The sequence below is a fragment of the Niastella sp. genome, assembly GCF_045805085.1.
GTDB lineage: Bacteria > Bacteroidota > Bacteroidia > Chitinophagales > Chitinophagaceae > Niastella.
Window position 1 is genome coordinate 1 of the sequence record NZ_JBJMLX010000471.1, and the last position, 15,574, is coordinate 15,574.

A 15,574-nucleotide genomic window follows, 5' to 3' on the forward strand; every position below is an offset into this window, starting at 1 on the left:
CGTCAACTCCGTCAACTCGTCAACTCCGTCAACTCGTCAACTCCGTCAACTCGTCAACTCCGTCAACTCCGTCAACTCGTCAACTCCGTCAACTCGTCAACTCCGTCAACTCGTCAACTAATTAACTTTTCCCCAAGGTTACCTTTCTCCTCCTCCAGTATTAATCAGAAAATACCGGTATTTAAACGTTGGTTTTCTTTTCACCTGTTTATGTAATATCCAATTTCCCGCATCTTATAGTCACACACACCTAAAAACAAATAGCCATGAAGTTTTTATGTCAAATACTGGCAGCATTGCTGCTGTGGTTCTTTATTGCCTGTAACAACCGGTCCGTTACTTCTCAATCAAAAGCTGATTCCGAATCAAGAGGCGTGGTGGTACAACCCGAACAAACTGATGAGGATATGGCACCTCCACCTGCACCCAAGGCAGTTACGCTTAGTAAAATCACTCCACCCCGGATTGTAAAAGATGAAGAAGTGAAAGAGGAAGAAACACCGGCACAATTCAATACCGAAGATTACGATCATATAGTAGAGAACAGGTTCCTGGCGGCCACCCAGAACCCTTTATCAACTTTCTCCATCGATGTAGATGAGGCCGCTTACAGTAACGTACGCTGTTATATCAATAACGGCAGCATACCACCGGCCGGCGCTGTGCGCATTGAGGAAATGATCAATTATTTTGATTACACCTATCCGCAACCGCAAAACGACGAGCCTTTTACTGTAAATACCGAATTATCTGAATGTCCCTGGAGCCCGGAACACCGCCTGGTGCATATCGGTTTGCAGGGAAAAGAGATCCCGGTGCAAAACCTGCCCAATGCCAATATTGTTTTTTTGATAGATGTATCCGGCTCCATGGATGAAGCAAATAAATTACCCCTGGTAAGATCATCTATGAAATTACTGGCCGATCAATTGCGGCCCGATGACAAAGTAGCCATTGTTGTATATGCCGGTAATGCCGGGTTGGTATTGCCTGCTACCAGCGGTTCCAATAAAACTGCTATTAAAGAAGCCATCGATCAACTGGAAGCCGGCGGTTCTACGGCTGGTGGTGAGGGTATTCAACTGGCCTACAAAGTGGCCCGCGAAAATTTTATCAAAGGCGGAAATAACCGCATCATCCTGGCCACCGATGGCGATTTTAATGTTGGTGCCAGCAGCGATGATGAACTGGTCTCCATGATAGAAAAAGAAAGACAAAGTGGTATTTTCCTGAGTGTGCTGGGCTATGGAATGGGCAACTATAAGGACAATAAGATGCAACAGCTGGCCGGTAAAGGGAACGGCAATCACTCCTATATCGATAACATCAGTGAAGCCCGCAAAGTACTGGTAACGGAGTTTGGCAGCACCTTGTTCACCATTGCCAAAGACGTAAAGATCCAGATTGAGTTTAACCCTGCTAAAGTGCAGGCCTACCGCCTTATTGGGTATGAGAACCGGGTGATGGCGGCTGAAGATTTTAACGATGATAAGAAAGGCGCAGGTGAGCTTGGTTCTGGCCATACCGTAACGGCTTTATACGAAGTAATTCCCGCCGGAGTAAAGAATGATTTTATCGGTAAGGTAGATGAGTTGAAATATCAACCGGCAAAAAGTATGACGGCCATTGCCGGCGGCGATGAATTAATGACCATCAAACTGCGCTATAAAAAGCCCGATGGCGATGTAAGCAAGCTGATCGTTCACCCGGTTACCGATTCACATCTTGCCCTGGCCAACACCTCTGATAATTTCCGGTTCTCGGCAGCAGTGGCTTCCTTTGGCATGTTGTTGCGCAATTCTGAATTTAAACAAAATGCATCCTACCAACAGGTGGTTCAACTGGCCAAAGGAGCAAAAGGGTCCGATACAAACGGCTACCGCCAGGAGTTTATCAACCTGGTGCAGGCCGCTGGTTCATTAACAGTTAAAAAATAATCCCAAAACCTTTTGTTTATGTTTTCTATTTACAAACCGGTGCTGTTGATAGCATCGATAATCATAACGATCCTTATTGCCTGTAATGATAAAAGTAGTGTAACCGAACAAAAAACCGAAGCCGTAGCAGCGTTGAAAGCCACCGATAATAACAAACCAGAGGAAAGGAATAAAAGCTATGAGACTGCAGATACTATAGCGGTACCAGCACCGCTTAAAGAAGAGGAGGCGCCCAAACAAGCAGGCGCCGCATCACCTGCGCAAAATATCGACTGGGACAAAAAGATCATCAAGAACGCCACATTGGTCGTTGAAGCTAAAAGCCAAAAAACATTCAATGATTTTGTGCATGAACAGGTAAAACGCACAGGCGGTTATGTGGCCGAAGAAGAACAAACCAAATCAGATTACAAGATCGAGAACATGGCTACCATTAAGGTACCTGTTGACCAGTTTGATAACCTGGTAAAATCATTGACATCTACCAAAGAGGAAAATATAGTTACACAGAAAGTCACATCGCAGGATGTCACCGGTGAAGTGATAGATACGCGTGCCAGAACGGAAGCCAAACGGCAGATCAGATTACGTTATCTCGACCTGCTGAAGCAGGCAAAAAATATGGAAGACATCCTGAAAGTACAGGAAGAAATTAACAACATCCAGGAAGAAATTGAAGCGGGCGCCGGCCAGGTAAAATATCTCACCCACGCCGCGGCCTATAGTACCGTTCAGTTAACTTTTTATGAAATTCTGAATCCTTCGGCAGAAGAGAACAGATCCCCGGGTTTCGGTACAAGAGTGTTGAACGCCCTGGGCAATGGAATGGATTGGCTGGGCGAGTTACTGGTTGTGCTGCTTACCCTGTGGCCATTGTGGTTACTGGCTGGGGCTCTTTTGTGGGGTTTCAGAAGATGGAGAAAGACAGAGCCAACTCCAACTTCGAAAACAGTGCAGTAGGTACTACTGCCTTTTTCCTATATTTGAGTTATGGGCAAAAAGAAGATCGTAGTATTAAGCGGCGCAGGTATAAGCGCAGAAAGCGGATTGAAAACATTTCGTGATAGTGACGGATTATGGGAAGGATATAATGTGACGGATGTGGCCACCCCACGCGCCTGGAAAAAAGACCCGGCCATGGTACTGGAGTTTTATAACCAGCGAAGAAAAAATGTGCTCGATGCGCAACCGAATGCCGCGCATCTTGGTCTTGCAAAATTGCAGGACGATTTTGATGTGACCATTATTACCCAGAATATCGATGACCTGCACGAACGCGCAGGCTCAAAAAAGATACTGCACCTGCATGGCGAAATATTGAAGATGCGCAGTGAACATGATGAGTCGCTGGTATATGACATTCGTGGCGACATAAACCTGGGCGACAAAGCCGAAGATGGTGCACAGTTGCGCCCGAATATTGTTTGGTTTGAAGAACCTGTGCCGTTGATCCAGTTAGCCGTGCCCGTGGTGCTCAGCGCTGATATTTTTGTGGTAATTGGTACTTCCCTGGTGGTATACCCGGCCGCAGGTCTGGTCGACTATGCGCCTATGGAAATCCCCAAGTATGTAATTGACAAAGTGATCCCTAATACCAATTCGGTTTACAATGTCACCAACATTGAAAAACCGGCTACCCAGGGTATTCAGGATTTGATTGATCTGTTAAAAAGTTAATAGTCCCCTGCAAAAAAACGCATTCCGTACCCCTCCCTCATAACATTTCGTTTACATATTTTATAAAGAAGTGGTAGCTGATTTGCTTAGATTAGATAGATGTGTAACAAAATTAATTTGCAATGGTAGTACCATCAGTAACAGCATCCTTGAAAAATTACAGGGGCAAATGGGGACGGCCCGAAGTAACGCACCTGCTAAAGCGCACCCTGTTTGGCGCTAAAAAAGAAGACATCGATTATTTTGCTTCGAAATCACTCCGGCATACCATTCAGCAATTGCTGAATACAGAGGAACCCATTCCCGCACCGCCTGTCAATAACTACAACGACGATAAATATACCGACGAAGAAATTCAACCGGGTGTTACCTGGATAACCGCTGCCAAATACAACGGCATGAACGGCGGCCGCAGAAGAAATTCCTTTAAAGCCTGGTGGACGGGTTGTATGCTGAACCAACAACGCACCCTGCGCGAAAAAATGGTGCTGTTCTGGCACAATCATTTTGCTACAGAAACCAATTCGGTCGATAATCCTACCATGATCTACAAGCATAATGTGCTGTTGCGGCAATATGCATTGGGCAACTTTAAAACCATGGTACGGGCGGTTACGGTTGATGCGGCCATGTTGAAATACCTGAACGGAAATGCCAATACAAAAAAGGCGCCCGACGAAAATTATGGCCGCGAACTACAGGAATTATTTACAGTAGGTAAGGGACCTGGGTCGCATTATACCGAAGCGGATGTAAAAGCAGCAGCCCGGGTATTGACCGGTTTCCGCATCGAAAATAAATCGTTACCCGATGTACATGGCCTGTTCGATGCCGGCCGTCACGACGAAAGCGACAAACAATTCTCCGCATTTTATAATAACCAAATAATAAAAGGCCGCAAGGGAAAAGAAGGGGAGATGGAGCTGGATGAATTGCTGGATCTTATTTTTCAACAACCCGAAGTGGCCCGTTTTGTTTGCCGCAAGTTGTACCGGTTCTTTGTATACCACCAGATAGATGAGGATACAGAGAAAACGATCATCGAGCCGCTCGCCCATACCTTTCGCCGGAACAATTATGAAATAAAACCCGTGCTGGAAAAATTATTCACCAGCCGGCACTTTTTTGATCCGGGCAACCGCGGTGGCATTATTAAAAGCCCGGTTGATTTTGCGGTTGGGTTGTGCCGTGAATACAGCATTCCATTCCCGGCTGAAGATAGTTATTTAGATCAATATGGTTTTTGGCTCAATATTCAGCAGACAGCCTCTCAAATGCAACAGAATATCGGCGATCCGCCGAATGTGGCTGGCTGGCCTGCTTATTACCAGGAACCGATGTATGATAAATCATGGATCAGTTCAGATACCCTGCCCAAACGTACGGCCTTTACTGATCGAATGGTGAACAATGGCTTTGCGCGTAATGGAAAGAAAATACTCATCGACCCTGTGGTGTTTACAAAGCAAGTATCGGCGCCCGGCGACCCCAATAAACTCATCGATGAACTGGCCGCCTTGCTGTATGCTGTTGAATTGCCAGTTGAGGAAAAGCAGTATATGAAAACCGGTATTCTGCTGCAGGGGCTGCAGGGCATGGCCAGCGATCATTACTGGACGGATGCCTGGCAAAAGCTACAGGATAAACCCGATGATGCTGCCAACACAAGAAATGTAACCAACAAGTTGAAGAACCTGTTGAAATATATGATGAGCTTACCCCAGTACCAGTTAATGTAAAAACCTATTACTATGAAACGAAGAAAATTCTTACGCGACACAATTACCGGCGTTGTATTGCCTTCCTTTTTGCAAGGGATTTCGCTGAAGGCGCTCGCCGGTACGCCGTTCATGCATGCGAGCCACGCCAGTTTGAACGACGATCGCGTGCTGGTGCTTATTCAGCTGGCTGGTGGTAATGATGGCCTCAATACCGTGATCCCTTTCGATCAATACAGCAACTATACTGCCGCGCGGCCGAACATTTTTCTTCCTCAAGATAAAGTTTTACGGCTGAATGGCTTTGATGCCACTGCTTTTAACCCTGCGCTGGCCAATATGCAGCAGTTGTTCAATGATGGCAAGCTGGGCGTGGTGCAGGCGGTAAGTTATCCCAAACCCAACTTCTCACATTTCAGGGCAACCGATATCTGGATGACCGGTTCCGACAGTGATAAAGTGGTCTCCTCTGGCTGGGCCGGACGCTTCCTGAATGATGTATATCCCCAATTTCCCGATAATTTTCCCAATGAAACCATGCCCGATCCCCTGGCCATACAGGTAGGGGCGGTGGTCTCTACGGCATTGCAGGGACCTTTGTTTACCATGGGGATGGCCATCAGCAACCCGGCCGGTTTTTATAAACTGGTGGAAGGCAAAGTGAATGTAAACGCCAATTCGCGTTGGGGCGAGCAGCTGGATTATATCGAGCTTATGAGCCAGAAAACCGATCAGTATGCAACGGTAATTAAAAATGCAGCGCAAAAAGTTCCCACCCAATCGCCCGACTGGCCGGCAGCGGGTAAAAATCCCCTGGCCGATCAGTTAAAGATCGTTTCGCGCCTTATTGCCGGCGGGTTAAAAACAAAAGTATATATGGTAAGCACGGGTAGTTTTGATACCCATGCCAAACAAACAGAAACCGATACCACTACCGGCAACCACGCCAAACTGTTGCAACGCGTGTCGGAAGCCATTGGCGCGTTTATGAATGACCTGAAGTTTTTGCAAATTGAAGATCGCGTAATGGGCATGACCTTCTCTGAATTTGGCCGCAGAATAAAAAGCAATGCCAGCGGCGGTACCGATCATGGCGCTGCAGCGCCCGTATTTTATTTCGGCAGTGCCATCAAACCCGGTATTATCGGTTCAAATCCCGTGATCCCTGAAACAGTGACGGTGAATGATAATGTGCCCATGCAATATGACTTCAGATCGTTATACGCCTCGGTGTTGCAGAACTGGTTTAATATGCCGGTGCAGGAGGTACAGCAGATCCTGATGGGCGATTTTTCGTTGGTGCCTATTGTATAGTACAATCATTTTCTTCAAAGCGGAGCCCGTTCTTTTCCAGTTCCTGTAAAACGGGTACATACACAGATGACATAACCGGAATGTGCAAACCGGTTTCAGGGATGTTGCCCTGGAGTATTTGTTTGGCAGCAATGCCCAAGGGAAGGCCCGTGGTTTTGGCCATAGCGGTGTTCAGGTGATTCTCACCTTTTACAACCAGGGTGCTGCTGGCCAGGTGTTTTTCTCCATCCAGTTCGTAACCGATCTCGTGTTGCAGCACTACCAGGTCTTTATCGGCTGGTTGTAATAATAGTTTTTGTTCCATGGCAAATTGCAAAACTTCGGCAGCGCTGCAATCGCCTTTGTTTATAATTGTTTGGTCATCGTCCATGCCTAAAAAGAAAAGCTGTTTCATCGACAGGTTGGCTTCGTGCATTTGTCCGGCCACGGTAGCCGCCGCCTGCGACTTAATAGAATCCAGGTTTACATCCATCAGCTGTCCCCTGTTATCTACCATCATAAAATCCTGCAGGGCTTTACGTTCCTCTTCATTGGCTTCCTGTTCGGCTTCCAGCAGCTGTTGCAGTTTTTCGAGCAATTGTTTGGTTTGCGCAAAACGCGCCGTCAATTGTTTTTCTATCCATTCCCCAAAACCATGGTTGGCGAAATGTTCCTGAAAAAATTGTTGCAGCGTAAGTCCGTCTGTGTGGTACCGTTTGGTAGCGTCGGTCAGTTTCAACTCCACTATATTTTTCCAGCCAAAGCAAAACTCGGGATAACGAAGCGTGGTACGTATGAAAGTGCCGGCATTGGGCAAACCGTACAACGGCATATAACGCAGTGAATCGCGGTTAGGGTACCAGGCCAGGTAACCCAGGTCGGGAATATGAATAAGCCGGTTGGGATCGAACAACTGATTGTAAGGCATCTCACGCACGGTTCCATTTTCTTTATAAACAGCGCCGTCAATACCGGCCAGCACAACATTGTGGTGCGAACCGGTCATTTTATAATGCCACGGATTGTCGTCGCTTTCAGGCGATATTAATCCGCCGCAATGAGATATAAAGGAGGTAATGGCGCCGCCATTGGCTTTAATGCGGTGAATGTGTTGCATGGCGACCATGTGATCGATACCGGGATTGAGCCCCATTTCGCAGAGGAACAACAGGTTTTGTTGTTTAATGGCGGTATGCATGCCGGCCAGGGTATCATCAATATAGGAGGGTGTCAGTAAATGTTTGTTGAACCGGAGGCAATCGGTAACAATAAATGTGTGCAGGGCTGCAGGCAGCAACGAGATCACGATATCGGCTGCGGCAATCAGTAGCTGGCGTTCCCGTTGATTATCAAAATGTACAAGTATTGTTTGCAGGTGAGAGGGTGGGTTGGCAATAACCGGTGTTGTTACTGGCGGAATTTCAGCAACTGTGATAAGCCAGTTGTTGAAAGCAGCTTCCTTCACCAGGTATTCGATCAATGAAGCAGCCGAATTGCCTGAACCGAACACTAAAATGTTTTGCATGAAAAAAAGCAATGTATATGCAAGATAGGGAGAAAGAAGGCACAAGACTCAAATTCAGGATGGCTGAGTTTTATCGGGACTTCGACTAAATAAAAAAAGCCGGTGAACGAACACCAGCTCTTTTGGTTTTGAACCGTCCCTTATTTAATATTTTTAATTCAGAATGATCGTGCCCATATCAAGTGTCCGTCCTTCTGATACTTCTACCATGTGTCCTTCCACATTCTCTGCATGATTCCTTACTGTCACCCGCCATGCGCCCGGTCTTACTTTAAACCGGAACATTCCCTTACTCACCATTGTTTTTAAAGAATCTCTTCCATTCACTGCGTATACCCAAACTGAATCCCGCTCTGACGACACTTTACCGGTTATATTTGATTGGTGCATGGCGCGTGAGGCATGTAAACCAACAACCACAACCACTACACCTATAAACGTGGCAACAGTTTTATCCATAAAGTAAAAGGTTTTAACTCCTTCAGTGAATCGATTATCATTTTAAAGAGAGCACCTAACTTTTAAAAAAACTGTGCCAGCATTAAATAGGGTCTAAAAACTATGCCAGACGCTATAAATGTGGAAAACGAAAAGAGAACTGTAGAAACTTCCTCAGAACCCACTCTGTGCTAATCCCAGCGTTTTTGAGTTAATGCTGGTTATAGTATATTCAATAGTTATGCCTCGTCTTGTACTGGGGGCTTCCAGCGTTCTTCTTTTACCAGGAGGAACATTATTAAAGAGAAGTGTTTGCGTTTTTACCAGTTTCTTTTCCGGACCAAAATACTTGATCTCCACAGCTACCTGGTCAAGTGCATATAAGCTGGTGTTCTGCACTGTTATATCCAGGTCACTGATGCCACCCAGTAAACCTACCTTGAAGGCGCTTGCATCAACATGCACTTGTTCATATATATTCTTTCGCGCTTTTTCAATCATTTCTCTATCAATAGGTTTTTCCCTGGGTTCCATTACGGCCGGTGATGTTTCAACTGGTTGATTGCTGGTATTGGAAATGGGGACTGCTATAGATTTTGTTTGACTGGGAGGTGGTGTTACAACGCTGTTCTCCTTTTTAATGACTGCATGCTTTGAACCTGGTTGATCGGCCGTGTTGTTATTAGGATTCGAAGCCGACGGACGCGCGGGGTTGGTATTTACATTGTCATTATAATAAGAGCGTTCGGCTGATCGCCTGGACTCATTTGTTTTTTGAGCCACTTCGGTAGTGGGGGGCGCCGTAGTGCTGACTTTTTCATTTTGTTTATCCCTGATCTCTTTCACCAGGCTTTCAAGTGCCTGGGTATCGGGTTGTTTATGGCCCGAATTTATTACCAGGCCAATAACTACCCCGCCAAGTATCAGTACGGCGGCAACCAGTACCCGGGTAACATTCTTATTGTTCTGCAGGTATTGGGTTGAACCGGCCAGCAGCGCCTTCAGATCGAAGGAGTCCTTTTTAGGCGATGCCCAGGTTTCCTTTTTGGACTGCACCGCCACCTTTTCAACTGGTTTTTCAATCTCTTTTATGGTTGAACCACCCGATTTGTTTTTTGACCAGGAAGCTTTCCTTGACTCGTATTCAGACAGGAATTCGTTATTGTTCACTTCGTCTTCCACTTTCCGGCTCTTGTGGCCTTTCAGCAAAGCGCTATTCATTTCATCGTCTTCTTCAGAAATGATGTAAGACGCAGCGGCTGCTTTCTTTTGGGTGTTATTGCCCATATTGACGTTCTTGTCGTTTTGTTGGGCAACAGCTTTGGCGGTCTCTTCCTTTTTGGCCACCGGAGTGGCAGCTGTTTGGGCCTTGCCAACCGGCATGGTCACGTAAATGTGTTTGGAAGTTTGTTCCACCTGTTTGTTTACCGGCTGACTCTCCTGCACGGTACTGGTTTCAGCAACCGCTTGTTGCCGGGTCGATTCCGAAGCCTGTTCACCCGGTTTTTTATAGAAACGATCATACGGCTGTTCCTCCACCCCGGGAGCGAAGGCCTTGAGCTCTTCCAGTTCGCCGGGATAACGCCAGGCGGCACTTTTACCTTCTAACCATACGAGGTCATAAGGTTTCAATCCTTTGGCCGCCAGCTCTTGGGCTGTATAAGGGCCAGTTTGCTTATTATCGCGTAATAGTAGGTATGTGTTCATATACTATAAAAACTCAGTGAAATATAATGCAAGCAGGCAGCTGTAGTCAATCAGCTACTTCATAAATGAAAGTACATTCAGCAGGTCGCGGGCTCAGATGGTTAAACGGAAGTTTTTATTAGGATACCGGGAGGGTGAATTAAGCTTACGTGCAAGTTAAAACTTGGCAGTAACTGTACCAAATACTCAAATAGAAAAGTTATAAAAAGAGACGTTAAAAATGCAAGTAGTTTTCCACCATAACCATCACTATACCCGGATACCCTAAGTAATAACCAATACCGGTATTAAAACCTTTGTGTAATGAAGGCAAAATAGGTTGTGTAAGGATTGCTTTTAAGGCATTGACTTGCCATTTTTATGCCTTGCCGGCCGTCCGCGTGTGGCTGAAGCTTTAGCGGTGGAGGGCTGTTTATCACCGTAATCTCTTTAAAAACGCATAATGAAAGCTGATATACCTGTTAATGAAAACTTAAGATTGGCCGATTTGTATCAATACAATATTCTTGATACCCCCGAAGAAGAAGCATTTGATCACCTGGTTAAGCTGGCCTCCCGTATTTGTGAGGCGCCCATCTCACTGATCTCGCTTATTGACGCCGAACGGCAATGGTTCAAAGCCAGGCTGGGCCTGAACGAGACCGAAACATCGCGTAACATTTCATTTTGCAGCCATGGCATCCTGAACGGTAAGATCTTTATCGTGCCTGATGCCACCAACGACGAACGGTTTGCTGATAATCCGCTGGTCACCGGCGACCATAAGATCAGGTTTTATGCTGGTGTGCCCCTTACATCGGAAGCCGGAAATAACCTGGGTATGCTGTGTGTTAAAGATACTGTACCCCGTAACCTGACCATTGAGCAACAGGAAGCCCTGATGATATTGGGTAAACAGGTGGTAAAACAACTGGAGCTGCGGTTAAAGAACCAGGAGCTGGAACGCATTACCGTAGCGCAACGCCGTATTATTTCCATCATTGCCCATGATGTAAGAAGTCCGCTATCGTCAATAGTTAGCCTCTTTAAATTATACCAGGATAAGAGGATAGACCCCGATCGGTTTAATAATTTTTTGAATGTAAGCAGCACCCAATTGCACAGCACTATAGCCTTGCTCGAAAACCTGGTAGAGTGGGGGAAGATACAATTACAACCCAGGAGCATGGTGCCGGTCGGGTTATCGTTGAAAGAACTCGTGGATAGCGTTTTTACCGAACTTACTGTACAGGCCAGTCTGAAAGAGAACCGCCTGGTAAACGAAACTAGTGACTCGGTTCGCCTGGATATGGATGAGAATATGCTGCGGTTCATGCTGAGGAACCTGCTCACCAATGCCAACAAGTTTACCGAAAAAGGCCGTATAACCGTGGATGGATTTAACTTCGAAAAAAAGGTGATAATCCGGGTTATTGATACCGGCATTGGCATGCCCGCCCGCATGGCTGAACGGCTGTTCCTGAGCAAGGAAAAATACAGCCGCCGGGGTACGCAAAACGAGTCGGGGAGCGGGCTGGGACTGGTTCTCATCAGGGAGTTTGTTGAAAATTCCGGTGGCTCCATAAAAGTTCAAAGCACCGAAGGGCAGGGGAGTAGCTTCATCATTGAGTTGCCTTTGCAAAAGCAGTAAAGATACCCGAATTAAGACCCTTTTGATCTTATAAATGGGCGCTTAAGGCACAAGGTATAAGGTTCAAGGTACAAGACCTCAAATTCGTCTTGTGCCTTGATCCTTGTACCTTGCTTTTTTATAGTTTGTGCCCTGTTTCTTCTTGTCTTCTTGTGCCTTCCAACTTGTGCCTTATTTTTTAACATTTGTTGATAAAATTAAGGGCTAAAAAACACCTGCAATTCACGGGTTTTCACGGTTAAATAGGGTATTTTTGCCCCCCATCCAACTTTCCAATAAACGGATGTAAATCATTTCTGTAAAACAAAGTATGGAAGAAAATTTCACCCCACAGGAAACAAACGATGAGAATCGTATTATCCCTGTAAATATCGAAGAGCAAATGAAAACGGCTTACATCGATTACTCGATGTCAGTGATCGTAAGCCGTGCCTTGCCCGATGTACGCGATGGCTTGAAACCTGTTCACCGGCGCATTTTGTACGCCATGAATGAACTGGGTTTGAATTACAACAGAGCGTATAAAAAATCGGCGCGTGTTGTAGGAGAGGTGTTGGGTAAATATCACCCGCATGGTGACTCATCTGTGTACGATGCCATGGTGCGTATGGCACAGGAGTGGAGCATGCGGTATACCCTTGTTGATGGCCAGGGTAACTACGGTAACCAGGATGGCGATGGCCCTGCCGCCATGCGTTATACAGAAGCCAGGCTCCACCGGTTGGCTGAATACCTGTTGATGGATATCGATAAAGATACCGTCGACTTTCAACCCAACTTCGATGACTCAGAAAGAGAGCCCACCATTTTGCCTGCACGTATCCCCAACCTGCTGGTAAATGGTTCAAGCGGTATTGCGGTTGGTATGGCTACCAACATGATGCCGCATAACCTTAGCGAAGTAATTGATGGCTGTATAGCCTATATCGATAATCGCGACATCACCATCGATGAAATGATGCTGCATATTAAAGCCCCTGACTTCCCCACCGGTGGTATCATTTACGGGATGGAAGGCGTACGGGCCGGTATGCACTTTGGAAGAGGCCGGGTAGTGTTGCGTGGTAAACTCACGGTGGATACCAAACCCAGCGGTCGTGAAACAATCATTATAACCGAAGTGCCTTACCAGGTGAACCGCGATGCGCTGTGCGATAAGATCGGTCAGCTGGTGAATGAAAAAGTGATCGAAGGCATTGCACACGTGAACAATGAATCGAATGCCAAGGAAGGCACCCGTATCGTGATCGATCTCAAACGCGATGCGATAGCCAACGTGGTGATCAACCAGCTATACAAATACACCGAGCTGCAAACTTCATACGGTATCAACAACGTGGCCCTGTCAAAAGGCCGTCCCAAAACACTGAACGTAAAAGATATGATCAGTGAGTTTGTGGAGTTCCGTCATGAAGTGGTAGTTCGCCGTACCCAGTTTGAATTGCGCGAAGCAGAGAAGAAAGCCCACATCTTACAGGGTTACCTGATAGCACTGGATCACCTCGACGAAGTGATCGCCATGATCCGTGCATCGGCCACACCGGAAATTGCGCGCGAAAGCCTGATCAATGCAGGCTGGGGGCTCGATGAAATACAGGCCCGCGCGATACTCGATCTGCGTTTACAACGGTTAACCGGCATGGAACGCGATAAGATCCGCGAAGAGTTTGAAGAACTGCAACGCCTTATCGGACGCCTGCGTGAACTGTTAAGTAATGAAGGTATGCGGTACGATGTAATTAAAACAGAGCTGGCCGAAGTAAAAGAAAAATTCGGTGACGCCCGCAAAACCGAGATCACTTATCTCGATAATGAAGTACGCATAAAAGACCTGATCAAGGAAGAAGACGTGGTGATCACCATTTCTCACCTGGGTTATATCAAACGTACTTCTGCTACTGAATTCCGCGCCCAGCGCCGTGGTGGCCGGGGAGCCAAGGGTAGCAAAGCCCGCGAGGAAGATTTTATCGAGCACCTGTTTGTGGCCTCTTCACACCATACCATGTTGTTCTTTACTGAAAAAGGACGCTGTTACTGGTTGAATGTTTATGAAATACCCGAAGGTGATAAAACCAGTAAAGGCCGCGCCATTCAGAACCTGATACAACTGCCGCCCGATGACAAGATCAGGGCCATCATCGATATCCAGGACCTCGAAAACGAGGAGTTTGTAAAATCGCACAACATTGTGCTGGCTACCAAGAAGGGTATTATTAAGAAAACAGCCCTGGAAGACTTCAGCCGTCCACGTACAACGGGCGTAAATGCCATTACTATTGTGGAAGGAGATGAATTGCTGGTAGCCAAATTAACCAACGGCACCAGCGAGATCATGATGGCTGTAAAAAGTGGTCGCGCCATCCGGTTCGCCGAAGAAAAAGTACGTGCTACCGGCCGTGGCGCCATTGGCGTATCGGGAATTGATGTAGATGATGATAATGATGCAGTTATTGGCATGATATGTGTCAGCAAGGAAGATAACTCTCGTAGTGTGTTGGTAGTGAGCGAAAAAGGTTACGGAAAGAGAACGGCATTAGAAGATTATCCTATTACCAACCGGGGCGGAAAAGGGGTGAAAACCCTGAACGTAACCGAGAAAACCGGTTCACTGGTAGGTATGCTGGACGTAGCCGCGAAAGAAGACCTGATGATAACCTGCAAAAGCGGAATGACCATTCGGATGCCGGCTGGAGGTATCAGCGAACTGGGCCGCAACACACAAGGTGTTAAATTAATTCGCCTCGACGATGGAGATGAAATAGCCGCCATTACAAAACTGGATGATAATGAAGAAGAAGTAAATGAGGAAAATGGCGATGGAGAAGCGCAGGCCGATGTGAATGCAACAGCTGAGGCAACCAATGGCAACGAGATTGCATCTGATGAAAGTACTAATGCCGCTGATGCTTCAAACGAAGGAGAGGAACCAGGTTCAGATGAGCCGGTTACTGAATAGAGTAGATTTGCTTTCAATTATATAAGCTCATTGGCTAAAAAACAATAAATATTTTCAGATGAAATGAGCCATAAAAATTTCCGGGCAACTTCATTTCAATTGCAACGGAAATTTTTATGGCGAATTCCATGTGGCTAAAAAAAATTAATATTAACACATGAAAAAATTGTTGCTGACAGCATTGCTCGCTTTTGTTGGGTTTTTGTCACAGGCCCAGAAACTCGAAAAGGCTAAAGACCTGCTATCCAAAAAGAAACTCACGGACGCTAAGACCGAGATCGATAATGTAATGGCCGTTGAGAAAAATAAAACGTTGTCAGATGCATGGTACACAAAGGCCAAAATTTATGGCGCCATTGCTGCTGACTCATCGCTGAAATCATCGGTGCCTGATGCTCGCGGAACTGCCCTGGAGTCCATGAAAACCTACCTGGACATGGAATCGAAGGAAAAAGACGCGGCTAAAAGAAATATTCAGTTAACCATGGAGAACAATGCTCCGCTGATTGACCTGTACACGGGTTATTCAAAAGATGCAGCATCGTTTTATAACGCTAACAATTACAACGATGCGTTTATAAACTTCAAAAAATCACTGGAAGTATTTGACCTGCTGTCATCAAAAAATATCATTCCTATCAAGCTAGATACTACCACTACTTTATATGCTGGTATTTCAGCTGAAAAGGCACA

General features: G+C 46.2%; 11 protein-coding genes. 8 read left to right on the forward strand and 3 right to left on the reverse strand.

Annotated elements, in window-relative coordinates; translation table 11 throughout:
• The first annotated feature begins 266 nt into the window (after positions 1-266).
• The 5 genes from ACJ751_RS24650 (at position 267) to ACJ751_RS24670 (ending at position 6,646) form a co-directional block, all read left to right on the forward strand.
• Positions 267-1,937 carry a vWA domain-containing protein gene (locus ACJ751_RS24650; protein WP_407748192.1) on the forward strand — a complete coding sequence of 557 codons (1,671 nt, stop codon included), beginning with the start codon at positions 267-269 and terminating at the stop codon, positions 1,935-1,937.
• A gap of 18 nt (positions 1,938-1,955) precedes the next feature.
• On the forward strand, positions 1,956-2,897 hold the full coding sequence (locus ACJ751_RS24655) for a DUF4349 domain-containing protein (RefSeq protein WP_407748193.1): 942 nt from the start codon (positions 1,956-1,958) through the stop codon (positions 2,895-2,897).
• A 30-nt stretch (positions 2,898-2,927) separates the two neighbouring features.
• Positions 2,928-3,614: an SIR2 family NAD-dependent protein deacylase gene (locus ACJ751_RS24660; RefSeq protein ID WP_407748194.1), complete on the forward strand. Its 687-nt coding sequence runs from the start codon at positions 2,928-2,930 to the stop codon at positions 3,612-3,614.
• Positions 3,615-3,736: 122 nt separating this feature from the next.
• A complete protein-coding gene (locus tag ACJ751_RS24665) occupies positions 3,737-5,353 on the forward strand; it encodes a DUF1800 family protein (protein ID WP_407748195.1) in 1,617 nt (538 codons plus the stop codon).
• 12 nt (positions 5,354-5,365) lie between these two features.
• Positions 5,366-6,646 (forward strand): DUF1501 domain-containing protein, encoded by a 1,281-nt coding sequence (locus tag ACJ751_RS24670; protein ID WP_407748196.1) that lies wholly within the window; start codon positions 5,366-5,368, stop codon positions 6,644-6,646.
• Here ACJ751_RS24670 and ACJ751_RS24675 read toward each other — a convergent pair.
• From ACJ751_RS24675 to ACJ751_RS24685, 3 genes are all read right to left on the reverse strand, one after another.
• Positions 6,636-8,150: a saccharopine dehydrogenase C-terminal domain-containing protein gene (locus tag ACJ751_RS24675; RefSeq protein ID WP_407748197.1), complete on the reverse strand. Its 1,515-nt coding sequence runs from the start codon at positions 8,148-8,150 to the stop codon at positions 6,636-6,638. The genes ACJ751_RS24670 and ACJ751_RS24675 overlap by 11 nt on opposite strands.
• Before the next feature lie 153 nt (positions 8,151-8,303).
• Positions 8,304-8,609 carry a hypothetical protein gene (locus ACJ751_RS24680; protein ID WP_407748198.1) on the reverse strand — a complete coding sequence of 102 codons (306 nt, stop codon included), beginning with the start codon at positions 8,607-8,609 and terminating at the stop codon, positions 8,304-8,306.
• A 153-nt stretch (positions 8,610-8,762) separates the two neighbouring features.
• On the reverse strand, positions 8,763-10,295 hold the full coding sequence (locus ACJ751_RS24685) for a hypothetical protein (RefSeq protein ID WP_407748199.1): 1,533 nt from the start codon (positions 10,293-10,295) through the stop codon (positions 8,763-8,765).
• A 442-nt stretch (positions 10,296-10,737) separates the two neighbouring features.
• Here ACJ751_RS24685 and ACJ751_RS24690 point away from each other — a divergent pair, with 442 nt between their 5' ends.
• The 3 genes from ACJ751_RS24690 to ACJ751_RS24700 form a co-directional block, all read left to right on the forward strand.
• Positions 10,738-11,925, forward strand: coding sequence for an ATP-binding protein (locus tag ACJ751_RS24690; RefSeq protein WP_407748200.1), 1,188 nt, complete (start codon positions 10,738-10,740; stop codon positions 11,923-11,925).
• Positions 11,926-12,235: 310 nt separating this feature from the next.
• Positions 12,236-14,881, forward strand: coding sequence for a DNA gyrase subunit A (gene gyrA / locus ACJ751_RS24695; RefSeq protein WP_407748201.1), 2,646 nt, complete (start codon positions 12,236-12,238; stop codon positions 14,879-14,881).
• A 157-nt stretch (positions 14,882-15,038) separates the two neighbouring features.
• A partial coding sequence (locus ACJ751_RS24700) for a hypothetical protein (RefSeq protein WP_407748202.1) occupies positions 15,039-15,574 on the forward strand: 536 nt, incomplete at its 3' end.